At 50.2% G+C, this 23,609-nt stretch carries 21 protein-coding genes and 9 tRNA genes; 1 reads left to right on the forward strand and 29 read right to left on the reverse strand.

Annotated elements, in window-relative coordinates; genetic code table 11:
* Nucleotides 1–76: 76 nt before the first annotated feature.
* The 5 genes from NNL21_RS10825 to NNL21_RS10845 form a co-directional block, all read right to left on the reverse strand.
* Nucleotides 77–991, reverse strand: a complete 915-nt coding sequence (locus tag NNL21_RS10825; RefSeq protein ID WP_256555159.1) for a carbohydrate ABC transporter permease — start codon at nt 989–991, stop codon at nt 77–79.
* A 36-nt stretch (nt 992–1,027) separates the two neighbouring features.
* Entirely contained in the window at nt 1,028–1,966 is a 939-nt protein-coding gene (locus tag NNL21_RS10830; protein WP_204816864.1) for an ABC transporter permease, read from the reverse strand.
* 311 nt (nt 1,967–2,277) lie between these two features.
* A complete protein-coding gene (locus NNL21_RS10835) occupies nt 2,278–3,777 on the reverse strand; it encodes an ABC transporter substrate-binding protein (RefSeq protein ID WP_204816862.1) in 1,500 nt (499 codons plus the stop codon).
* A gap of 185 nt (nt 3,778–3,962) precedes the next feature.
* Nucleotides 3,963–5,480 carry a response regulator transcription factor gene (locus NNL21_RS10840; protein ID WP_204816860.1) on the reverse strand — a complete coding sequence of 506 codons (1,518 nt, stop codon included), beginning with the start codon at nt 5,478–5,480 and terminating at the stop codon, nt 3,963–3,965.
* Nucleotides 5,473–7,296 (reverse strand): cache domain-containing sensor histidine kinase, encoded by a 1,824-nt coding sequence (locus tag NNL21_RS10845; protein WP_204816859.1) that lies wholly within the window; start codon nt 7,294–7,296, stop codon nt 5,473–5,475. The genes NNL21_RS10840 and NNL21_RS10845 overlap by 8 nt, the downstream gene beginning before the upstream one ends.
* Nucleotides 7,297–7,496: 200 nt before the next feature.
* Here NNL21_RS10845 and mobB point away from each other — a divergent pair, with 200 nt between their 5' ends.
* A complete protein-coding gene (gene mobB, locus NNL21_RS10850) occupies nt 7,497–8,072 on the forward strand; it encodes a molybdopterin-guanine dinucleotide biosynthesis protein B (RefSeq protein WP_204816858.1) in 576 nt (191 codons plus the stop codon).
* Between the two features lie 60 nt (nt 8,073–8,132).
* Here the strand turns inward: mobB and NNL21_RS10855 are convergent, their stop codons facing one another.
* From NNL21_RS10855 to NNL21_RS10970, 24 genes are all read right to left on the reverse strand, one after another.
* Nucleotides 8,133–8,792 carry a response regulator transcription factor gene (locus NNL21_RS10855; protein WP_204816857.1) on the reverse strand — a complete coding sequence of 220 codons (660 nt, stop codon included), beginning with the start codon at nt 8,790–8,792 and terminating at the stop codon, nt 8,133–8,135.
* Nucleotides 8,767–9,945: a sensor histidine kinase gene (locus tag NNL21_RS10860; protein ID WP_256555160.1), complete on the reverse strand. Its 1,179-nt coding sequence runs from the start codon at nt 9,943–9,945 to the stop codon at nt 8,767–8,769. The genes NNL21_RS10855 and NNL21_RS10860 overlap by 26 nt, the downstream gene beginning before the upstream one ends.
* Before the next feature lie 128 nt (nt 9,946–10,073).
* Nucleotides 10,074–10,760, reverse strand: a complete 687-nt coding sequence (locus tag NNL21_RS10865) for a PspA/IM30 family protein (protein WP_204816856.1) — start codon at nt 10,758–10,760, stop codon at nt 10,074–10,076.
* A gap of 2 nt (nt 10,761–10,762) precedes the next feature.
* Nucleotides 10,763–11,245 (reverse strand): PspC domain-containing protein, encoded by a 483-nt coding sequence (locus NNL21_RS10870; protein WP_204816855.1) that lies wholly within the window; start codon nt 11,243–11,245, stop codon nt 10,763–10,765.
* On the reverse strand, nt 11,242–11,937 hold the full coding sequence (locus NNL21_RS10875) for a PspA/IM30 family protein (RefSeq protein ID WP_204816854.1): 696 nt from the start codon (nt 11,935–11,937) through the stop codon (nt 11,242–11,244). The genes NNL21_RS10870 and NNL21_RS10875 overlap by 4 nt, the downstream gene beginning before the upstream one ends.
* Before the next feature lie 42 nt (nt 11,938–11,979).
* The gene (locus tag NNL21_RS10880; RefSeq protein ID WP_204816853.1) at nt 11,980–12,270 is read right to left on the reverse strand and encodes a LiaF transmembrane domain-containing protein; all 291 of its coding nucleotides are present in this window, start codon (nt 12,268–12,270) and stop codon (nt 11,980–11,982) included.
* Between the two features lie 387 nt (nt 12,271–12,657).
* Complete coding sequence (locus NNL21_RS10885) at nt 12,658–13,416, reverse strand: SDR family NAD(P)-dependent oxidoreductase (protein WP_204816852.1); 759 nt, start codon at nt 13,414–13,416, stop codon at nt 12,658–12,660.
* A gap of 111 nt (nt 13,417–13,527) precedes the next feature.
* A complete protein-coding gene (locus NNL21_RS10890; protein ID WP_204816850.1) occupies nt 13,528–15,009 on the reverse strand; it encodes a M81 family metallopeptidase in 1,482 nt (493 codons plus the stop codon).
* A 6-nt stretch (nt 15,010–15,015) separates the two neighbouring features.
* Complete coding sequence (locus NNL21_RS10895; RefSeq protein ID WP_204816848.1) at nt 15,016–16,329, reverse strand: M20/M25/M40 family metallo-hydrolase; 1,314 nt, start codon at nt 16,327–16,329, stop codon at nt 15,016–15,018.
* A 27-nt stretch (nt 16,330–16,356) separates the two neighbouring features.
* The gene (locus NNL21_RS10900) at nt 16,357–16,743 is read right to left on the reverse strand and encodes a RidA family protein (RefSeq protein WP_204816846.1); all 387 of its coding nucleotides are present in this window, start codon (nt 16,741–16,743) and stop codon (nt 16,357–16,359) included.
* Between the two features lie 57 nt (nt 16,744–16,800).
* Nucleotides 16,801–17,907 carry an alanine racemase gene (locus tag NNL21_RS10905; RefSeq protein WP_204816844.1) on the reverse strand — a complete coding sequence of 369 codons (1,107 nt, stop codon included), beginning with the start codon at nt 17,905–17,907 and terminating at the stop codon, nt 16,801–16,803.
* Nucleotides 17,908–17,990: 83 nt separating this feature from the next.
* A complete protein-coding gene (locus NNL21_RS10910) occupies nt 17,991–18,986 on the reverse strand; it encodes a Gfo/Idh/MocA family protein (protein ID WP_204816842.1) in 996 nt (331 codons plus the stop codon).
* A gap of 22 nt (nt 18,987–19,008) precedes the next feature.
* On the reverse strand, nt 19,009–20,118 hold the full coding sequence (locus tag NNL21_RS10915) for an aminotransferase class V-fold PLP-dependent enzyme (protein WP_204816840.1): 1,110 nt from the start codon (nt 20,116–20,118) through the stop codon (nt 19,009–19,011).
* A 131-nt stretch (nt 20,119–20,249) separates the two neighbouring features.
* A complete protein-coding gene (locus NNL21_RS10920) occupies nt 20,250–21,416 on the reverse strand; it encodes a M20 family metallopeptidase (RefSeq protein ID WP_204816838.1) in 1,167 nt (388 codons plus the stop codon).
* 388 nt (nt 21,417–21,804) lie between these two features.
* Nucleotides 21,805–22,503, reverse strand: coding sequence for a GntR family transcriptional regulator (locus NNL21_RS10925; RefSeq protein WP_204816836.1), 699 nt, complete (start codon nt 22,501–22,503; stop codon nt 21,805–21,807).
* A 223-nt stretch (nt 22,504–22,726) separates the two neighbouring features.
* Nucleotides 22,727–22,808: transfer RNA gene (locus NNL21_RS10930), tRNA-Leu, on the reverse strand.
* A 52-nt stretch (nt 22,809–22,860) separates the two neighbouring features.
* Nucleotides 22,861–22,937, reverse strand: a tRNA-Arg gene (locus NNL21_RS10935).
* A gap of 14 nt (nt 22,938–22,951) precedes the next feature.
* Nucleotides 22,952–23,025 (reverse strand) — tRNA-Cys (locus NNL21_RS10940).
* A gap of 8 nt (nt 23,026–23,033) precedes the next feature.
* Nucleotides 23,034–23,108: transfer RNA gene (locus NNL21_RS10945), tRNA-Gly, on the reverse strand.
* Nucleotides 23,109–23,115: 7 nt separating this feature from the next.
* Nucleotides 23,116–23,190: transfer RNA gene (locus tag NNL21_RS10950), tRNA-Gln, on the reverse strand.
* A gap of 8 nt (nt 23,191–23,198) precedes the next feature.
* A tRNA-His gene (locus tag NNL21_RS10955) sits at nt 23,199–23,274 on the reverse strand.
* Between the two features lie 14 nt (nt 23,275–23,288).
* Nucleotides 23,289–23,362: transfer RNA gene (locus NNL21_RS10960), tRNA-Trp, on the reverse strand.
* A gap of 6 nt (nt 23,363–23,368) precedes the next feature.
* A tRNA-Tyr gene (locus NNL21_RS10965) sits at nt 23,369–23,454 on the reverse strand.
* A gap of 5 nt (nt 23,455–23,459) precedes the next feature.
* A tRNA-Thr gene (locus NNL21_RS10970) sits at nt 23,460–23,535 on the reverse strand.
* Between the last annotated feature and the right edge of the window lie 74 nt (nt 23,536–23,609).

The raw sequence follows: 23,609 nt of genomic DNA on the forward strand, positions 1-23,609 counted from the left end.
TTATTGGTAATCATGATGATAGGGATACAACCTATTTACTTCGATGATCCAACCTAAATCTCCTACTCCGCTGCCATTATTCTTTCACGGCGCCGATCGTCAGGCCTTGGACGAAGTAACGTTGGAAGAAAGGATACGCAAGAATGATCGGCCCGGTAGCTAATACGACCATTGCCATACGCGCTGTATCCTGCGGCATATTTTGAAGCAGACCGGTGCTAAGCGAGCTGTTCTGGGAATTTTGCATAATGAACTGCATACTCGTTTCAATCCGCATCAGCATGGATTGCAGCGGTACCAGATTCGGATCGTCAATGTACAGCAGGGCATTGAACCAATCGTTCCAGTAACCCAGCGTGCTGAACAAGGCAATTGTAGCTAGACCTGGCAATGACAGCGGAAGCACGAGCTTCGTGAAAATCCGCAGCTCTCCTGCGCCGTCCATTTTACCTGACTCAATGATGGCATCCGGAACCATCGTGCTGTAGAAGGTTCGCATGATCATGATATAGAAGGCATTGACAGCCATTGGCAGAATGAGTGCCCAGATGGAATCCTTCAAGCCTAGCAGCTGCGTAGATACGATATAGGTTGGCACGAGCCCGCCGTTGAAGAGCATCGTGAAGAAGGCGAAGAACGAGAAGAAATTACGGAACTTGAAGCTCTTTCTTGAAATCGCATAGGCGAACAACGATATGAAGATCAAGCTGATCAGCGTGCCGACAACCGTGATGAAGACGGTGACACCGTAAGCCCGAAGCAGCGTATCGCCGGTTTGAAACACATACCGGTAGCCCTCAATGCTCCATTTCTCTGGAAACAAATCGTACCCGTTGCGAGCCAGCGTCTTTTCGTCTGTAAAGGAGATGATGGTCACGAAGAGAAACGGAAACACGCATATGAATGCGAATATACCTGCAGTGAGGTTGAAAATTAAGTTCCATGCCGGCGTAAGCTCATGGAAGTCACGGCTTTTTTTTCGTTTAAACACGGCCCAAACTCCTTTCATAATGGGATGGCGCTTGATTTAGAACAAGGCGTTGTCTTTATTGAATCTTCGCACAATATAGTTGGACGTGATCACGAGAATGAAGCCTACAAGCGATTGATATAAGCCGGCTGCCGTAGTCATGCCGATTTCACCTGTAACTTTCAATCCTCTGTACACGTACGTATCGATAACATTGGTAACGGAATACAGCGTCCCTGAGTCGCGAGGAACCTGATAGAACAATCCGAAGTCCGCGTAAAAAATCCGTCCGATTGCCAGCAGCGTCAGAATGGTCATAAGCGGCATGAGCATCGGAATCGTAATTCGGCGGATCTGTTGCCACTTATTTGCTCCATCAATCATAGCTGCTTCGTACAGAGACTTATCGATCCCCATAATGGCTGCCAAATACACGACACTGTTATAGCCGATGATCTTCCAGAAGTTGACCAGCACCAGAATAAGCGGCCAATACTTGGCCTCCGAGTACCACTGGATTGATTCGAGACCAAAGAAGTTCAAGATCTGATTCAGCATCCCACGGTCCATGCTGAGGAATGTGAAGGTGAAATATCCAACGATAACCCAAGATAGGAAGTAGGGCATGAACATTCCGGTCTGGTAAAGCTTCGCCAGCCGTTTGTTCACGATTTGAGATAGAATAATCGCAAATCCAACCGCGATAATAAGGCCGAAGACGATAAAGACCATATTATAAAGCAGCGTATTGCGCGTAATGATATACGCATCTTTCGTCGCAAACAGGAACTTGAAATTATCGAAGCCGACCCATTCGCTATTTATAATACTGGCCAGGAAACCGTCTTTACTGAACCGATATTGCTTGAAGGCAACGATCGTCCCCAGCATCGGCAAATAAGAAAAGAAGAGAAACCATACCGTAGCCGGCAATACAAAGAGGAGCATGGCTCTATTCTTGAAGACGTCTTTCAAAAACCGCCCGATCGCGTTCATAAGGTCCCTCCTAAAAGTTTTTGCGTGGTTCACCCGACTATGTCGAGCAAAAACTTACTTCGTAAGCATATACTCCGTTTTTGCGTGGTATCGCCCGACATGGTCGAGCAAAAACTTACTTCGTAAGCATATACTCCGTTTTTGCGTGGTATCACCCGACTCAAGCCGAGTCTTGGAAGCATCCGATCCACCTGTCATATGCTTCCCAAGCGAGTCCCCGTGCGGACCGAGAACTCGCTTCGGAAGCATACGCTATATTCCCCAAGAAAAAGATCGGGCGAATGCTGCCATTCGCCCAATCTGCTCAATTCTTATTGGGTCGCTTTCCAAGCGTCCACTTGCTTTTGAGCTTCCGCTATGATTTTATCCAAGCCGGCCGCTTTGAATTTCTCAATGGCTTTCGGCAGATATTTGTCTGGATCTACGCTGCCGGTCATTAGAGCCGACCATACTTCCGCTTTCACGTTCTGTACGGATGCAAGCTCCGTGCTTACCTTCGATGTATCGAAGTTGAAACCAAGGAGTGGTGCAGGCTTGCCGGATTCATTGAATTTCTTGAACTCTTCCCATTTGTTCGTTGGGTCGTTCGGGTTCAAGTAAGTCAGCATCACGTTACCAAGAGCGAAGGTTGCCATGTCGTAATTTTTGGATTCTGGCAGGTTCTCCATGACATTCTCGCTAAGCTTCTTGTAGTGCGTACCTTCGATACCCGAGTCAACCATGTTGCGGAGGTATACGTCGGTATTCAACAGGTTCAGGAATTTCATAGCTTCTTCCGGATGATCGGAGTTCGCTGAGATCGCCTGCATCGAACCCATTACCGACCAGTTATAGATGGTTGGGTCATCCGCCGGTGTCGATACAACCGGATAACCATAGCTTTGCGACCAAGAATTGTCTGCGAATGGCTGCGTCGACGCGCGGTCCGCAAACCAAGTGCCGGCTGTCATCAGATCCGATGTCGACGTGATGGTAGCTGCTTCAGGCGATACATATCCAGCTTGATAGTACTTGCGCATTGTCTTCAGCGCTTCTTTCATTTCCGGTGATTCAAGAACGTTTACGACCTTCAGATCCGTGGAATCTAAGTGAACCCCCATCGGAAGACCTTGAATGACGAAATCATAAGGCGTAAGCGGACCGTAATCTTTATGAATCGCGAATGGCGTAATATTCGGCTCGTTTTCTTTAATCGTCTTGAGCAGTGGCTCCAAGCTTTCAAGCGAGCGCACCTTCGTAATGTCCAGCTTGTACTTATCTACCAGATTTTTGTTAAAGCGCCATACTTCTTGGGCCGGCAGCTCTTTGTTCGCCGGGATGCCGTAGTTATGACCATCAACCTTGGAACCGCTCAGGAACGCAGGATCAAGGGTTTCTTTAATGCCTTGTCCATGTTTCTCAAGCAGCTCGTCCAGCTCCATGAATGCGCCTTTACGCGCGTTCTGCACGTAATCGAACGCCCATGACGATGTGAAGAGAATGTCCATCGGTTCGCCGGATGCCGCGTTAACCTGCATTTTTTGGGAATAGTCACCAAAGTCGATCAATTTCATTTTGACCGTGACACCTATTTTTTCTTTCGTATATTTGCTGACCTCTTCCATAACCTTGTCCGTATCCTTCTGCGGCGTACCGATCGTGTACCAGATCAGTTCAACTGGCTCTGCACTGCCGCCTCCGGAAGCATTCGTTCCTTTGTCGCCTGTGTTAGCCGAGCCTGTGTCATTCTTGCCGCCTCCACAAGCGCTCAGTACGAGCGTAAAGGCCAGCAACAACGACAGAACGGATAACATCTTTTTCTTTTGTCTCATGAGTCGATCCTCCTCAGGTTTTACGAAGTTAACCCACCTCGTATGCGTAAGCTTGCTTTCAATCCTGCACCTAATTAGATGGTTTAAGGGCTACATTTAGATTACCTGATGAAACCACTTACAAATAGACGAGGAATTAAAGCTATACGGTACAAAATAAAGAAAAGGGACCGCTCCAAGTACAATCAGAGCAGTCCTTTATAATCCGTTGGCGAAATTCCGACATATTTTTTGAATTGCTTGTTGAAATAACCGGCTTCCCAATAACCTACCTGCCGTGATATTTCATGTACCTTTAACCGCGAATCCTTGAGCAGCTCCTTCGCCTTCTCGATCCGGTATTTATTGATATATTCCGTGAACGTTTCGTTCGTTTCCTTATGAAAGAGCTGACCCAAATAGACGGGATGGATGTTATACTCCTGACCCAGAGCCTTCAAGGAAAGGCTTTCCGCATAGTGGGCATGGATATGGTGGAGGACCTGTTGGATAATCGGGCTCTTGACATCCCTCACCAATGCGTCGATTGTCATGTCTGCCGCCTCTTTCACGGCATCGGCCAGCTCATCGATCGTCTCGGCATTCATGACCCGCTCGAACCCGGCTTTAAACAAATCAGGCTGGTTCACATGGCGAATCTCCTCAAGCTCCATCTTAAAGCGAATTAGAAGCTCCAGCGTAATGCCCTGCACCACCTTCGGTGAGACCACATTCAGGCTTCGCAGGTGTGTGTAATCTTCTTGAATCCGGGTAAATAGCTTCTCCTTATCCTTAGCAACGATCCACTTCGCGTATTCAGGCCAATCGATCGGCAGACGGGATACGGTCTCTCCCCCTCCACTAGGCAATTGACTGTAATCAATCAGCTCTCTTTCCGGGTAGAGAAAGAAATACTCCTGAGCGCGCTTGGCATTCGTATAACTGATAGCGGCCGTCTCCAAGGGCTCAATGCTGCCGAGCGAGATACGGACAACAGACGGCGATTGAAGAACGCTTCTTGCCTGAAGCAGTCTTTCTTCTATGCCTGGTATCTCCTGATCCGGCTCATCCATTGTGAAGATTAGGACCAGTTCACCATCAACATTATGCAGTGGAATAACCCCCGGCGTATCCGAGAAGAATCGCTCGAACTCCTCAGAGGCATCCACCGCTTCCGCATCGGTTCGAACGAGCACGGCCATCATGTAAGGCCGGGACAAATCGATGTTCAACAGTTCCGCCCGCTCGAGCATGACTCCTGGAGATATCTGCCAGGTTAGCCATCGAAATAATACATTGTCACGGATAATGCGGACATCGAACTCAGCTAACGCACGCTGCATCCGATTCGTACCCAGCTTCCGCGTCGTCCCCTTTAGTGTTTCCTGAAGCTCATCAATATCAATCGGCTTGAGCAAATAATTCTCAACCCCAAGCGTTATACCCTCTTTCACGTATTTGAAATCATTATAGCCGCTCAAGATAATGACCTTCAGCTCCGGAAACATTACGCGGGCTTCACGAATGAGCTCGAGCCCATTCATGACCGGCATCGAGATATCGGTGATCAGAATGTCGACAGGCACGCCTTTCATGGCTTCCAATGCCGCACGTCCATTCTCCGCATGTCCCGTAATCGTCAGCCCAATTTCCGACCAATCGAGAATATCGTATAACCCTTCAATGATAAACGGCTCATCGTCCACGATAAACACGTTATACATCCTCTGCTTCATCTCCTTCCACAGCAGGAAACCAGAAGGTAACCGTCGTTCCTTCTCCCACTGTACTCTGAATATCGATGCCGGAATCACTTCCATACATCAGTTTATGCCGTTCCTGGATGCTGCTTAGGCCGAATGACCCGCTCTCCGGGTCTGGATATATAAAGCTTTTGCGAATGCTCTCGAGCTTGTCTTCTGTAATGCCCGAGCCGTTGTCTTGGACCTTTATGCAAAGTATGCCTTCATCTTCCGTGACGCGGATCGTCACCAAGTTATCCGAGCTCTCCGTACGAAGACCGTGCATAATATAATTTTCTATAATCGGCTGCAACGACATGCGCATGATTTGTCGATCTGCGAGCTGTTCATCCCAAATAATTTCATAGGTGAACTTATCTTTATACCGGATGCGGAACAACTCCAGGTACAGCCGGCAAGCTTCAAGCTCGTCTTTCAAGGTGTACACGGATCGCGCCCGAACAAGATTCTTGAATAACGTGGACAAGCTATAGATCATTTCACCGACATCCTTCGCTCCTTGCGAAATCGCCCGCATCCGGATCACTTCCAGCGTGTTATACAGAAAGTGGGGGTTAACTCTAGCCTGGATGGCAGCCAGCTCCGTGTGCTTCTGTTTAATTTCTGCCTTATACACCCGATTAATGTAACGGACCAGCTCGTCGAGCATCTCATTGAAGCTCCGCGATATTTGACCAAGCTCATCCTCTCGGTCATCCTGTATGCGTGCGGTCATTTCGCCGGACTTCACCTTGCGCGTGAACCGGATAATATTGTTCGTCCTCTTCGCTAAATTAATGACCAATAATGCAGGCAGAATAATGGCAACCAAGATACAGGCCGCGCTAATCATAATAATGGTTCGTTTGAGACCATGGTAGGCAGATTCAATTTCTCTCTTCGGCGCAACGCCTACCACGATATACCCTGTTCTGCTTGTGAGCGTCGTAACATAGGACTCTTCTTCCAGCATTGCCGTTTCATACAGTGACTTAATTTTATCTTCGTACGGATAACGGCCGCCGTAATAGCGACCCGATGAATCGAAGATGACTTGACCATCCGTAGACATAACCAATACATACCCCGTTAATGGTTCATCGAAGCTTGTGAGTGCCCTCTTAATTCCTTCGGAATTGAAGTAGACGACCAGCTGCCCGATATTCTTAAGGGTTCGCATGTCATTAATGGGGGTTCGAACCGAATAGATCTCGGGATCTTTCTGTCCGATTGCCTGACGTATCCATGGATTCGGCGCCGTTACGCTGCCAGTTTCCATAGCCATTACATCGGGAATATAAGATCGGGAGGCATTCGTCTCGATGAGGCGTGAAGCTGCCCCCTGATTATACACGTACATATATTGACGCTCTGCGCTGTACACGATCAGGTTCTGTATATCCGCATCCCGATCCAGTTTTCTTTGAAAATATTCCAAGCCATTGTTGAGTCCTGTCCAAACATCGTCGGAATAATACTTATCCAGCCGATACTTAAGATAGTCATCAAAGGGATTCTTAAGTAAATAATAGATATTCTGAGATAAAGGCGCATCTCGATATATATCCGTAACGTACGCTTGCACGGATTCAAACTTACCGTTGATGAATGAATCCACGCTCTCCATCGCCTGCTTCTGCTTATCCAGCTCATTACGGGTTATCGACCCGGTCATATTCGTATATAGAAAATAAGAGAGCGTGACAATCGTCAGGATGGTAATGCAAGCGAACAGTAAAATCAGTTTAAAGAACATATTGTTCTTCAAGTATTGCCGGTATAGCATCCGAAATTTCATAACCGCTCCTCCACGTTGATTGCTGCATCCGTCCATCCGAATTGTAACATAAGCTCGCGCACTTACCACCTGTGATATAATACCTGCATGATGAAACCTAGGTGACGCAGTTTTCTTCCTTAAGGTCTTATCGAAATTTGCATGAGTAAACTTTTATTTTCGTTATGGTTAACAAACAGGGCCATGAAGGGGCTGCAGGGATGACAAGAATAGCAGGACCGTACATACTGCAAATCGTCGGATATAAGAATCGTGGGAAAACGACGCTCATTGTTCATTTAACGAAGCGGCTGAAGGCCGCCGGCTTCTCCGTGGGTACCGTCAAACATGATGCGCATGACTTTACAATGGATACTCCGGAAACGGACACTTGGAAACATCAAGAGGCTGGTGCCGATATTACCGCTATTAGCTCATCCACGCGCAGTGCCATGATACGAAACCACCCACAACCGTTGAATGATCTGCTCGGTTACATGAACGATGTGGATATTATACTAGTCGAAGGCTTTAAACACGAGCGCTATCCCAAGCTTGTTCTCATCCGCAGCGAGGACGACACCTCCATGCTTCACGAACTGACCTCGCCTTTAGCCGCAATCGTCTGGCCGGAAGCGAGTCATGCAGCCGGGCTCCTGCGAACAGGCGATCAGGCTTTCTTGAACGAGAATGGATCACAAGGCAGCATGCCCCTTTATGATATCCATGATATTGAAGGAGTCGCTGCCTTCGTATTCAATCATCTGCATAAACATCGAAAAGCCGTTCCGTTATAATCGATACGGAACGGCTTCTTATTATGGTGTCCCAATTGCTGAAAAATTGGCGAAGAATGCTTATTCGGCAATCCCGTGCTTGTGCGCGTAAATGGCGGCTTGCGTACGGTCATCTACGCCAAGCTTCGCAAATATGTTCGTCACGTGGAATTTGACTGTTTTAATTCCGATGAATAATTCCTCTGCGATCTCCTGATTGGACAGTCCGCGTGAAACCAGCATAAGCACATCCATCTCCCGCTCCGTCAGCTGCTCGTGCGGCGCGGCTTTACGCTCCGTCTTCGGCTGGCGGAATCGATTCATCATCTTCATGGCCACCTGCGACTCCAGCACCGATTGCCCCCGAGCCGCCGCGCGGATCGCATCGGCGATTTCCGTCGCACGGGATGTTTTCAACAGATAGCTGAATGCGCCTGCTTCGATGACGGGATACATCTTGCTATCGTCCAAGTAACTGGTCAGTACGATGACTTTGCAATCCGGATAGAGCTCGAGCAGCTTTTGCGTGGTCTCGACGCCGTCCATTCCTTCCATGACTAAGTCCATCAGGACCACATCCGGTCTATAGGCATTCGCAAGCCGGATGCCTTCCATCCCATTGCTCGCTTCACCAACTACCTCAATACCGTCTTCTGTATTGAGCACGGCCGCCAGGCCGATTCGAACCATTTCATGATCGTCTACGAGCAGCACTTTAATAGGTTGTTCGATTGTTTCCATCCGCTCTATCGCCTCCATTCGGACCGAAGTCCCTCCCTTCATGACTTACTAAAGGTATCCATATATCAATGATAACACCTTGCCCCGGTGAAGTAATCAGCTTCATTGTACCACCTAGCACATTAACACGTTCATCCATCGTAAGAAGTCCATATGAGGTCTGTTTCTTGGCTTCCAAATCGAAGCCGGAGCCGTTGTCCCGGATCGTAAGCCGTGCATTGCCGCCGTGACGCTGGAGAAAAATATCCAGATGGTCGGCTTTCGAATGCCGCAGCGAATTGGACAAGGCTTCTTGAGCAATGCGGAACAGATGATCCTCTGCTTCCGCGGCAATATTGATGGTTTCATCCACTTCAAGCGTAATTTGCATCGGTACCTTCAGCTTCAATTCATCAACCAAGCTCCGCAAGGCTTGAGCCAGGTTTTTACCATCCAGATGCACCGGACGCAAATGCAGCAGCAGGGCTCGCATCTCCGACTGGGCTACTGAAGCCATCTCTTCTATGAGCTGAACTTGACGCTTCGCACGCTCCCAGTCCTTCTCCAGCGTACGGCTGACGGCCGTCGCCGTCATTGAGATGGCAAACAGCTGCTGACTGACCGCATCATGCAGCTCCCGAGCAAGACGCTGGCGCTCCTCGATCACGGCCGAGAAACGGACCTGCTCCGTACGTACATCCACTTCCTTATCGTCCGCCTGTTCCAGCTCCCCATCCGTGGGCGGGAGGGTAACACGCTGCTTGTTCCGCCGCTGCTGTTCGGTCAGCCGCATGATCGCCGCACGAAGCTTAATCCCCTGTAAGTAACTATATGCGGCCGCTACCGCAAGCGCACCCGCAATAACCGTGAGCCCAATCGCAGCCGCTTTGCTTTGCAGGGCAAAGAGCTTAATGTAGCCTGTACTCTGCATAACCAGAACGAGCAGCCCAAGAATAACGAGCAGCCAAATGACCGTTTCTACCGCGTTACCTCGTTTGGTTTGCTCACGCTTAGGACCACCTTGTCCGGACGGGTAAATCGGAAGAGGCGGCAGCGTGTCATCAGTGCGTTTCTGCGCTCCCGCTGTCTTCTGCGACATGCCCGTTCCAGAAGCTGCTTCGGATTCCGGACGCTGCTCTCCCGACGCCCGCTCCGAAGATGATCCATTCGACATTATTGCACACCCCTCTCATCTATGTATGTCTATAAACAGCCAGAGGCAGGCGTTGGAAACGCCTGCTGGCTTAACTCTATTCGCTATCGTCGGGTTATTACCGATCGGTGATTCCTTTACAGTCCGTATTACTCCGCTGCTGGAGGGTTCAGCTTTTGCTTGAGTGCTTGAAGCTGTTCTTCCACCTTCAGCTGTTTCGACGGATCGACAGAGCCGATCGAAGCTGGCGAGTTATAGGATGTGTATGGTGCACGCATGACATCCGCTTCTGCTTCCATCTGCATGATTTTCTCTTCCATGCGGCCGAAACCTCGCGAAGCGTTGCCGCTCTCGATGGAATGAACCGACGTTACCTGCGCCATTTGTTTCTTTGCTTTGGCCATTTGGGCACGTGCGGCCAGATCGTTACGCTTGTTGCGCAGCTGGTAGAATTCATCCTTCATACCATGCAGCTGCTGCATCAGCTCTTCCGCTTGTGCTTGCGCTTGACCGTGAAGCTCCGTATATTCCGCTGTCTTCTGGTCAAAGTAAATCTTCTCCTCAAGCAGCTTGCGGGCAAGCTCATCTTGACCGGAACGAATTGCCGTTTCTGCTTTTGCTTCGCGATCCGCAGCGTTGCGGGTCGTCTCTTCCAGACGCTGCTTCATCCGGCGCTCATTCGCCATTTGCTTGGCAACCGTTACTTCTGCGGTATGGATTTCGCCCTCCATATCACGCAGGTATTGATTCAGCATAACGACCGGATCTTCCATCTTGTCGAGCACTTCATGTACCGAAGCCTTCGTCATATCTTTCATTCGTTTGAAAATATTCATAGTTAAACGTCCCCTTTCTCTTGCTTAGATAGTTTCGCACGAAGCTCTTCAATTTCCTTGCGCAGTGCTTTCTTCTCCAGATCATCCATCATTGCATCCAGGTTCGAGGCTGGCTGCCCCTGAGCCTGACCTTGCGTTTGCTGCCAGTTCGTGAAGCTCCCCGTAGGACCTGGCTGCGGTGGCGTATTGGTGTATGGACCGCCAAACCCTTGACCGCTGCTTGGAGGCGTACCATATCCTCCACTATATCCGCCGCCGTTATAACCGCCGTATCCGCCCGGTCCAAAACCGTTGTAAACCGGCGGTTCCTTCGGCACGACAAGGCCTGCAAGTATATAGACGAGAATCATAGCTCCGCTAGTGAAGACGGTCAAGACGATCAGAAGAATCCGCAGCAGCGTCGCATCGACATTCAGCATTTCGGCGACGCCGCCGCAAAGGCCAAACAATTTCTTGTCGCGGCGCGACCGATACAGCTTCTTCATGGCGTTTTCCATCCTTCCTGCTGAAGTTTACGTTTCAGTTGTTCCATTTCGCGTTCGATTACGGATTGCACGGTTGCTCCGGCATCGGCAAGAAATTCTTGACCGCTGCGGCGAAGGTCCCTCAAGCTCTTGGCTTCATGCTCCATATCGCTAATCCGGTCTTCCAGACGACGGAACATGCCCGACGGCTGGTTGGCTTCAGATCCGCCTACGCCGTTATTCGCATATCTGGCATTCATGCGCTGCTGCAGTCGAAGCGATTCCATACGAGCCGAGTAGTATTCACGCTTATCGTACACGGCTTGATACTCGCTGCGCAGCTCCCGCAGATGCTCTTCCAGTTCGACAACGTTTTGACGCGTTTGTTCATACAGCTCACGGTACTGTAAGGCCCGCTCCTCGCTCGCCGTCTTTTCATGCAGTGCGATTCGCGCCATATGCTCTTCTCCGGCTTTCAATGCCGTCAGTGCCTGCTGCTCTCGCTTTTCTTTCATCTGATCAGCCTGAAGCCACTGTACTTTCAAATGGTTACCGTGTGCGGAGTACTGCTGATACAGCTTTTCAGCCCCGATTATGTCTTCTCTCGTTGACCATAAGAATTGATCTATCAGTTTCACGGGATCTTCCGCTTTCTCCAGCCGCTCGTTTAACGTTGCGACCGTAATGTCGCGGACCCGACGAATAATGCTCATGGCATATCCTCCTTCACCTAATCTGCTTTCCTTATGTGTATATTAGACACGCTTCTCGCGTTTGAACATCGAAACTCCCCATACGATCACGCCGATCGCAACCAACAGAGTTACAAGTCCTGCTACCTTCGGAAGGAGCATAAACGCACCGATAACAATCAGAATTCCGCCGATTAGCTTGCTGTTGTTCTTTAGCCCAACCACACCGAGACCGATGAGGATGAAGGGCATCAACAATCCGATGATCCAGCCAAGGCTGATACCGAGGAATTTCAACACCATCAGACCGCCTAAGACTACTAGAATTGCACCAAGAGCTGATTTACCGTTCATAGTTAAGTCACCGCCTTTCCATGTCTTTCTCGTTAACCACTTTGTTGCGCTTCCGTGCTGCAAGTTATTATCTCTTGCTTATGTACTTATTGTAGGTCTTTTCAAGAAGTTTCAAAACGGACCCGCGACGGTTTTCTCACCTAGACCTCGGTCTAGTATGCGGCCCACCCGCGGACTGACAGCTGTAACCCCTATAGTAAAGTGCCCTCTATACGTCCAAATGCGACGATTCCTCATCTCTCATCCGCATGACATCTTACCGTTTCGGATACCCTATCTCACACGGACGTCATGATCAACCATACACACCTGATTATAATATAAAAAGCCATCCCACAGGGATAGCTTTTGCCGAACTTTATAGGGCGGCTTCATCATCTTATGATCTTATGAGAGCTTGATCAACTGTCCGCCATCGACGACTAGGCAATGGCCGGTGACATACTTGGCTTCATCGCCCGCCAGAAACAGCGCTGCGTCTGCAATGTCCTCAGGTTGTCCAACCCGTCCCATCGGGATCGTCTTTAAATAAGCCTCGATCGCTTGAGGTTGATCAATAAGCGGCTGGGTTAACCGTGTCGCGATAAATCCAGGGCATAATGAATTGACGCGAATGCCATATTGGGCAAGCTCCACAGCCATCGACATCGCAAGGAGATTCAATCCGCCCTTGCTCGAATTATAATGAGCCTGATCCATCTCTCCGGCAAGCCCATTCACGCTGGACATATGAACGAATGCTCCATGGATGCCTGTCTTGACCATTTCTTGAGCAGCGCGCTGCGACACAAGGAAGGTGCCTTTCAAATTAATGGCCATATGTCGTTCCCAGTCTTCCTCGGTAATTTCCAAGAATGGGGCCGGACTGCAAATTCCCGCATTATTGACGACAATATCAATCCTGCCGAACTCCGCGATAATGTCATCGATCATCTGGTCCACCTGCTGTTTGTATTGCACATCCACCTTCATGGTTCGAATGCGCCCGCCTTGACCCGTGATATGAGCCTCGGCTTCGTCCAGCGCCTGCTGGCCGCGCCCGGAAATAATGACGATGGCGCCCTCTCTGGCAAATCGGTCGGCCACTGCAAGCCCAATACCTAACGAGCCTCCGGTAATGACCGCAACTTTATCCTTCAACCGCATATGCGAATCCTCCTTATGACGCACTCATGATCGTTCTGCCGCAAATAAGACACCTCATATAATGCACCGGTAATGATGAAGAAAATACCGCCATGTTGGCTCAGCGATTGTTCAACCTTCGGCATCGAGAGGGTAAATCGGTCTTTTCACCTTTTCATAGGCGAAGTCGGCTATGCTTGAACCGGTACAACCTGGCGAATCGACAGGTATGATCCGTTTGCAGATCGAGCCGAAGGATGTCCGCCACGCGATAGCCGCTTTTACGACAATTACATGATACGTCTCTGCTCGAATGCCAAGCGATACAACGTGGCCGGGGTCCCAGGGAGCCGTCCGCTTCTCGGTCAGCACGATAGTCAGATTGCCCGATTCGATGACAGCCGTTAACCCCATGTCTGCGCGCTGGCCTGTCATATAAGCGCCGATATGCGTATATAAACCATCAGACAGCAGTCTGATCTTGCCGCTGACCGGTACGGGTTCCCCGTGAAGCTTATCCGATTTTCCGCCAATCGGCGCTGAGAACAATGCGCCAACACCTAACTCATGAGCAAGGGCAACTGCTTCTTTATCGCGTATTACAATGAGACTCCTCTTCGGTGCGTCGATCAAGTGCTTCAACACATGAGTAGCATCGGCTGGGCTGCCGCCCCCTACATTGTCAGAGCCTTCTACCAGAACGACAGGTCCCTCCTGCTCCGCAAATGCAAGCTTCACAGCTTCAGCCGGTGGAATATCGTTCAATACAAAACGATCCCGCCGCTCCCAAGCAGCTGTTCGCAGCTGTTCTGCATATTTCTCGGCAAGCTTGCGATCTCCGTCCGTCGTCACGATGAAGGCGACCCCCGCATCGGGGACGTCGCTGTAAGGAAACCCGCCGATTACAGTTACATTCAATACGCCAGGATCCGCTTCGATCGCGAATGCCAGTTCCATCAGCTCCCGGAACGGCCCATCCGTTTCCGTCACCATCACTTGGGGAACGATCAGCATCTTCGGATGCGCCAATACCCGAACGGGAACTACTTCCTTATGGATTGTCCTTATTAATAAGCCGACCGCTTCAACAGCCCGCTCATACATATCCACATGCGGGTATGTATCATACCCCACGATTACATCGGCATAGCCGACCATCTCGGCGCTCACATTCGCGTGCAGATCGAGCGTCATTGCAATCGGCTTATCCGGTCCGACCGCATGACGTACACGACGAAGGATCTCGCCCTCCATGTCTGGATATCCGTCTGCGACCATCGCACCGTGCAGGACTAGCACGATGCCATCGGCCGCCTTGTCCAGCGAAGCAACGAGCGTGTCCATCATGAAGTCTGCCGCATCGGCTGTCACCATTCCGCTTGGCGTTGCACCCGTATACAGCCCGCATGCAAGCTCTGCTCCGGAATCCCGGACCGCATCGATGATGCCGCCCATAGACGTGCGCGTATGCTCATAATAGTTATGAAAGATTTCAGCATCCGAAGCCCATTCCTTATCCATAAACTCATTCGTTCCCGTCTTCCCGGGTGCGAATGAATTCGTCTCATGCAGAATGCCGGCTACCGCTATTTTTAATTTCTTCGCGCTGTTCATAGATCCTCATCCCTTCGCTTCTTCGACGCCGCACCAGTCCACGATAATTTCCGCGTACCAGCGAATAAGCTGTTCATAACCTGCAAGATCAAGAAACTCATCAGCTGCATGCGCGTTCCCGCCGCTAGGTCCAAGAACCAATGCCGGGGTATCGCTGTATAAATTGAACATGAAACCATCGCACGCGAAAGGAGATCCCTGCGGGGGCTCCAAAGACTGCGTCAGCACATTCGAGCCGCAATTCATAACCGTTTGTAGGAAGGAATTTCCCATCTCATCCAGCTTCATCTCACTAGCGCTCAAGTAGCGGATGAGCGGACGGATGACCGGAGGGCACTGCTTCAACCTCGGATAATGATCCTTGTTCGCAGCAAGGTAATCATGAAGCTCCTGCATGATGCTTTCACCCGTCATGCCCGGATAACCTTCGATCCAGAAGTTCAACTCGCCGGAGGCTGGAAGCTTCTCCTGCAGCTCTCTCGTCGAATCGCCGGAGTAGATCGTAAGGAGAGAGGTGTCGGCAAGCCTTCGCCCCTGCCACCAATGCGGAACTTCGAGCCGCTCTTTGCGGTGGGCGTTAAAAGCGAGGAGCAAGTTTGCGAACTCTACCGTTGCTTCCAACGCGCTGATCAGCTCTTCGCCGGCAAATCCAATCCCGCTCTTCCCCTCGAAGATTGCCTTCCAAATTCCGCCGCCCAGATGAGCGGGATACAGAACCAAGTTTGACGGTTCTGGTATTATCGCCATATCGGCATGAGGCCCGCGAAGCCGGCCGGCTAACGTACCGTTTGCGCCGCCATGCTCTTCGTCGACGACACTCTCCACATAAACTTCGCCTGCGACATCAATGCCGAGCTCCTTCAGACATTTGATGGCCATCAATGCGGCCGCCATGCCGCCTTTCATATCATAGGAGCCGCGCCCATACAGCTTTCCGTTTTCTACTACTCCGGAGAAGGGCGAATGCGTCCATGCCTCCGTCCCCTCATACACGACATCTGCATGGCCCGAGAACATAAGCGATTTCCCCTTGCCGCCGAAGAATCGCCCCACAACGTTCGGCCTGCCTTCGTAGTTGCGCGTATTCATATAGGCAGGATGCTCTGTCAAACCGGGCACCTCATGAAGCTCGTAGCTGTCTACATTCGCACCTTCTCCGGCCATCCATTCCGCAAAAAAACGTTGGTACTCCGCTTCGTTCCCGTTAGGCGGATGATTCACACTGGGAATGCGTACCAGCTGCGAAGCCAGATGCTCCGCTTCTTCCCGGTGTTCTGCTACCCACTGCTTGATCATTTCGGTCAGCTTCACACGATCCATGCCTGCCTACCTCCTTGCGCCAGGTATTTAGTTGCCTCTTGTCGACTTGCTGTATGCAACAACATCAATTTCTACCAAGTAAGCTCCCAGATCGCAAGGTACGCTCGTTCTTGCAGGAAACGGCTCCTTGAACGACTCCCGATATGCAGCGTTATAGCCTGGGAAGCTATCCGGTCGCACGAACGCATTTACTTTAACGACGTGGTCCAAGGTCAAGCCTTCCGCTTCCAGAACAATTTCAATATTGCGCAGACATTGCTTCGTTTGCTCCTCGATCGTCTCCCCTACGACTTCCCTTGTTGACGGATCAACACCTACTTGTCCCGATACGTAGACGAAATCCCCCGAACGGATGGCATGAGAGAACGGAAGCGGAAACTGTGGAGCTTTAGCAACTTGGATAGCTTTTGACATCGAATATCCTCACCTTTCAAAATGGGTTGTGTGTTTTGTTGGATGTTCACCTGAACATTAACGAATTTGCCCTCTTGCATCCACGGCGATCAATCTCTCCGGGTTGTCGCCCCGCATGCCCTGCAGACGATCATGTAAGTTCGTAACGGCGCAGCAGTGGTTCGGAAGCAGCTTGATTCGTTCTCCCACCTGGAAGTTATAGCCGTCCGGTACGCGAACATTGGCATGCTCTTCACTCAGCCGTTCAACATATACATCGCGATTGTCTTTCTGCGTCCCGAAGCCGGGCCAATGCGGGCTTGCATCGCTCGATAACGTTTTGGAGCCTGCATCGACAATAATCGCGCCCTTCCGCGGGGCGCTCACAACCGTTGTAAGCACGTGCATCGCGCATTCCTCCGGCGATATCACACCGATTGCCAGCTGGCTTATATCCCCGAATACATAGGCGCCCGGACGAATCTCGGTCACACCGTCTAACTCCTCGATAAACTTGGATGTCGGAGTAGAGCCAACGCTGATTTCCCGAATCTCTATACCCGCTTTCTCCAGCAGCCGTTTGGTTAGGATAAGTCCTTCCGCTTCCTGCCTGGCAGCCGCTCTTAACCCCTCTAGCGTTGTCTGGCCGTAGGCATAACCTCCGTGAGTCATCAGGCCGATCACTTCCACGCCCGGCAGCTTGGCGATTTCCTTCACGAGCGCTGCCGTCTCTTCACCAGGTTCCTTCCCGCATCGGTTTAACCCTGTATTAACGTCTACATACAGCTCAATTCGCTTGTTCAGAGACTGCCCGAGCTCTGATAACCCTTCGGCGCAGGGTAAATTATCAATGCCGACGATCACACGGGCGCGTTCGAGCAGCTTCGCAAGCCGAGCCAGCTTCAGCTTCCCTACAATCGGGTATGCGACAAGAATATCTTCAATGCCTGCGTCCACAAGGACCTCCGCTTCACCGAGCTTAGCCACCGTTAGTCCGCATGCCCCGTATTTGATCTGCTCCTTGGCAATCCAGACACTCTTATGCGTTTTGAAATGCGGACGCAGCTTGACGTTCGCATTCCGTGCCAGCTCTGCGGTTCTCCGCAAGTTACGATCCAATACGTCAAGATCGACGACGACTACAGGCGTATCCAGTTCCGGAACCGCTGCATCTATTTCTCCCATTCCAATCCCTTCTTTCCTTATGAATGGCAGCCTCATGATTACATATAATCTTTGAAACCATGGAACAGGAGCTGAAATGGATCTTAAAGTACAATGTCTTTCCCCGTTGCAGCAGACTGCACAATCGCGTTGGCCACTTCAATGCCATGGATAGCATCGGTGAATGACGTGTAGACAGGATCCCTTCCTGTACCAATGCACTCGCATAGATATTGCAGTTGATCTCGTAGCGCGCCGGCCGTGCTTCCATTCATCACGCGATGGATATTCAGATCCGGCGTTTGTCTGCCGGTTTGATTCCAAAGCTCCAATCCGCTGCTCCGGTTGTCGAATTGTGCCGTTCCCTGGCTGCCTATGACTTCAATGGAGTCGTTCATCACGATTCCGGCTTCATCCGGTGTCATCCAATTGCTGTTGAAGCAAGCAACCGCCCCGCTCTCAAACTCGAGAAGAGCCCACAGAATATCCGGAGATTCCGCACCCGTAACCCAATTGCCAATCGCTTTGACCGTTTTCACCCGGCTAGCAGCATACCAGATCGCCAAGTCCAGGTCGTGCACGGTCGATAAATATGCGGTATGAGTTCGGTTATAGATCTCAAACATGCCCTTTGTCCGAGCTCTCTTAAAATACATGCTCTGCGGCTGGCCAATTTGCCCGGTTTGAATGGCCCGATGGATCTCCGCATACCGGGGATCAAACCGGAGCAAGTGCCCCGGCACGACATGCCGCTTATGTCGGGAAGCCGATTCCAGCATCGCTTCGGCCTCATGAAGCTTCGTCGATACCGGCTTTTCCACAAGCACGTGCATCCCTGAGCCAAGTGCTTGAAGCGTTGATGCCAGATGATTCTCTTCGAATGTAACGACGCTTACTAAATCGATATCACTACGCTGCAATAATTCCCTGCTGTCGGTGTATCGTCCTTCGATTCCATACCGGTCACCGACTTCCTTCAATTGCTGTTCTCTCGTGTCGCATATGGCAATAACATCCACGCTCGGAATCGATCGGTATGCTTCCACATGACATTCTCCCCAACTGCCAAGCCCGATTACTGCAACCTTCACTTTAGCCACTATCTTTACCTCCATATTCTTCTTATGAGCGGCTAAGAACCTTAATCAAGCTGTCTACGTCGTTAGAATCGTTGAACAGATGAACAGATGCCCGTAATCGGCCGTCGCCGCCCCATAGGTAGACGTTATGCTCCTGTAGCAATCGATTCGCGGTTTCTTCGCCATTCTCACAGACGAAACTGATGTTACCCGCCCGGCTTCCCTCTTCAATAGGCGTCATTACTGTATAGCCAGACTCTTGGAGCCGCTGAATCATATATCCGCCCAGCTGCAAAATATGCCTTTCGATCTGCTCGACTCCGATTTTCAGCAGTAATCCCGTCGAGTATTCCATCGTATAAATCGCCGCATAATTGGGATAACCCAGCTCGAATCTGCGGGCGTCCGGATAATATTCGAATGTACTGAAGCGCTCCGGATAGAACAGATCCGTTACTCCCCGCCAACCGGCTGATCCCGGCAATAGCCCTTCTGTACGAGCCGGATTAAGTGCCAGTAGGCCAAGTCCATGAATCGACATGAGCCACTTATAAGAACTGCATACGATAATATCCGCCGCTTGCAAATCGACGGGTACCGCACCAAGCGATTGAGTGACATCCAGCAAGAGCAGCGCATTCGTCTGGAGCAGCCGTCTATACAGCTCCTGATAATCTAGACGGGCACCGCTCACAAAACTGACATGACTGGCCATCACCAATTTGGTTCGTTCGTCGACCACGGCCATCATATCATCCACGGTAACCTGCCAATCCGTATGCTCAACCAGCCTTACCTCCACGCCATGCTCCTTCAGAAGAAGCCAAGGCAATACACCGGAAGGGAACTCGAGCGTATTGATTATTACATTATCTCCTGCCTGCAAGCGCAGTGCCTGCACGATCAATGTGATCGCTTCAGAGGCATTCGATACGAGTGCGATATCCTGTGCCCTTCCATTTATTAGGCGTGCTGCATTCTCTCTCAGCGACTGCTCTACTTCGCTGTTCATCTCACGTCCCTTAGGACCGCCCTCGCGATTCCGCATATACGCATTGACCGCTTCAACGGCTCCTACGAGTGGCGGTGTTTCCGCACCATTGTACAGCCAAGTGGAATTGTCCAATCCGTGAAAGTTATGCTTCGACAGCAATGATTCGATAACCAGATAAATCCCTTCTTTCGTCCACTGGATATGTAGCGCTTACAATTGATGTCCTGGTTTATTCGAACCTATATGTGACCGCCGCTCTCTGCAACCGGCTCCTCACCGGACTAGTAAAGCTAAGACTGTTGAAAACTGAGAGCTAGTTGATAATAAAAGTGCGCGGCCCGCTCGACCTCATGTATGGATACCCATTCTTCCTTGGAATGCGCCTGCGCGATCGATCCTGGACCATAAACAATTGTAGGAATTCCTTTGCGCTGCAGCTTGCTCGCGTCGCTTCCGTAAGTGACTCCAATCAATTCATCCTTAAGATCGAGCGTTTGTGCAACCTTCTGTGCATGTGCCACGATTGCTGCATCAAGCGGTGTTTCCAGTGACCAATCGAGCAGGAGCTCCCGGAAAGAAACGTTCACCTTCAGTCCTTCCGTATCAATGTATTCCAGCAGCCTCTTTACAAAATCCGCTATCGCGACCTCCGGAAGCTCTCCGGGGATGATACGTCGGTCCAATTCAATCTCGCAGCGCTCAGGAACGATATTAACTTGAGTTCCTCCAGTAATCGTACCGGCCACAATAGTTGGCGAACCGCATAACGGGTGACTGTGTGTAGCAAGCTCCGGCTCTATGACATCCCGGATAAATTGCAGGACGTGCATCATCTGATATACCGCACTGTCGCCCTCCTCAGGCATGGAGCTGTGCGCCGCCTTGCCCTGAGTCTCTACCGCGAATCTGGCACAGCCCTTATGCGCAACGACGATTCCCAGCTCCGTCGGTTCGCCTACAACCGCGCCGGCCACGGGCATATTCCGCTCCATGAAGGTGCGCAACCCCCTATATTCATGCTCTTCATCGACAGCAGCGCATAGGACGATATCAGATAGTAACTTCTCCGGATGCTTGGCACATTCTTCAAACGCCCAGATCATCCCGGCCAGAGATCCCTTCGCATCGCAGGCACCCCGAGCATAGAGCCGATCTCCCCTATAAATAGGCGTTACCGCATCCGCCATAGAGCCAATTGAAACCGTATCCATATGTGTTTCAAACAGCAGCGTAGAGTCCGGATTCCCCGTTCTTAATTCAAGAAGAATATTGTCTCGACCGGGAAATACAGGCTGCCTTGTAACCTGCACGCTCGTCCCTTGAAACCGCCGTTCGATATAGTCGGCAACGCCGCTCTCCCCGCATGCTCCGCTCCCATAATGCGGATTGACGCTTTGAATGGAGACAAGATCCTCCAAAATTTTCAATGCAGGGTGCTTGATGACCTCTTCGCTCATTCCTAATCCTCCAGCCATTATTAAAATAAGTCAGCATGAGATAACAGGTAACCGCAATTCACTTCGCAGCCCTTTCAGCAGTTGGTTAACTATCTTCGAAAATCCGGACAATCGGTCGTAAGTTTCCAACTCAGATCCCGATCCTGGGCAGTCAGTCAGATACACAAAAAGATATTATCATTCTGAACCACTGAATAATATAGATGTTTATAAAATTATATATAATTAGTAAAATGACGTCAATATAAATCATGTTCCGTTGTTCAGCCTACCGAGTCGTCATCCATTCTTAGGCGCACACGGCTCCTTCATTACTTACGTCGGTGTAAAAAAGAACTGTCCCATGTTCTGCTATAGGACAGCTCTTCCTGTGATAAAGGCCATGCACTTAAATCCATTCATTCTGGGCAAGCTCTGTTCGGTCAAACATTCCAATATCAACAAATTCCCGGTATGAACGATGAATATGTTCTCTCATGACTTGTTCTGCATGATCGGGGTCGCCTTGCTTCAGCGCCTCGATCAGCTCCCAATGCTCCGAGACTTCCCTCTCCTTACTGAATTTCTTACCTACGATCCGATTAACCAACTGGACGCGGAAGGAGATGAACTCGAACATGTTTAACAGGACCGAATGTTTGGACAATTTAAAGATGTAATGGTGAATGTACCCCGAATCCTGCTGCAAAGAAGGAATCGAATCATCCAAAAGTCTCTTCTTCATTTCTTCATAAAACTGCTCCAAATGACGGATGTCATTAATTGAAGCATTCTGTACAGCAAGCCGGATCGCCATTCCTTCCAATACAGCGCGATACGAATAGATTTCAAAAATATCCATGGCACTGAACGTTCGGACAAGCGGTCCTTTATTAGGAACAATGATTACAACACCTTCACCCGCTAACTGGCGGATTGCTTCACGAATCGGAGTCTGGCTGATCTCAAGCTCACGAGCCAATCGCGTCTCCACGATCCTGTCCCCGGGATTCAACTCGCCTGCAACAATCTTCTGTTTTATGAGCGCTACAATCGTCGTACTTAAGCTGTGTTTATCCGCAGCCTTCATATCCGTGGAACCTAGCATGTTCATTCACCCTTATTTCTTAGTTAGATCTTTCTTTTTATATATAATTATTTTTTATTATATATATCAATACATATTTGTGTCAAATATATCTGTCACGAATTCTATTATACAACAGGTCCATTTAAAAAAGCGCCTCCTGCTAGGAAGCGCCCTTATAACACAAAACGCCGATTACACAATGTGTAATCGGCGATCAATCAACGTATTATTGGAGTAATTGTGGTGCCGGTGAGAGGACTCGAACCTCCACGGTTTCCCTCACGATTTTGAGTCGCGCGCGTCTGCCATTCCGCCACACCGGCATAGTGAAGCTATTATTGAATCGATTCACGAGCGTCGGAACCGATCGAATATTGGCGTGCCCTAAGAGATTCGAACTCCTGACCTTTTGATTCGAAGTCAAACGCTCTATCCAGCTGAGCTAAGGGCACTTAAAAATAAATTGTGGAGGCGCCACCCAGATTCGAACTGGGGGTAGAGCTTTTGCAGAGCTCTGCCTTACCACTTGGCTATGGCGCCATATAATATGGAGCGGAAGACGGGAATCGAACCCGCGACCCTCGCCTTGGCAAGGCGATGCTCTACCGCTGAGCCACTTCCGCAAATAAATGGCTGGGGATCCAGGGATCGAACCTGGGAATGACGGAGTCAAAGTCCGTTGCCTTACCGCTTGGCTAATCCCCAATACTTAATGGGGCGATCGAGGGGAATTGAACCCCCGAATGTCGGAATCACAATCCGATGCGTTAACCACTTCGCCACGACCGCCATAAGAAACTGGTTGGCAGGGGCAGCAGGAATTGAACCCACACTAACGGTTTTGGAGACCGCTGTTCTACCTTTAAACTATGCCCCTAAAAACTGGTGGAGGATGATGGATTCGAACCACCGAACTCGTCAGAGAACAGATTTACAGTCTGCTGCGTTTGGCCACTTCGCTAATCCTCCATGGATGGTGCCGTCGAGAGGACTTGAACCCCCAACCTACTGATTACAAGTCAGTTGCTCTACCAGTTGAGCTACAACGGCATATTCAATTGAAAAATGGTGGCTCGGGACGGAATCGAACCGCCGACACGAGGATTTTCAGTCCTCTGCTCTAC

It is taken from the genome of Paenibacillus mendelii (genome assembly GCF_024498075.1).
GTDB classification, from domain to species: domain Bacteria; phylum Bacillota; class Bacilli; order Paenibacillales; family Paenibacillaceae; genus Paenibacillus_Z; species Paenibacillus_Z mendelii.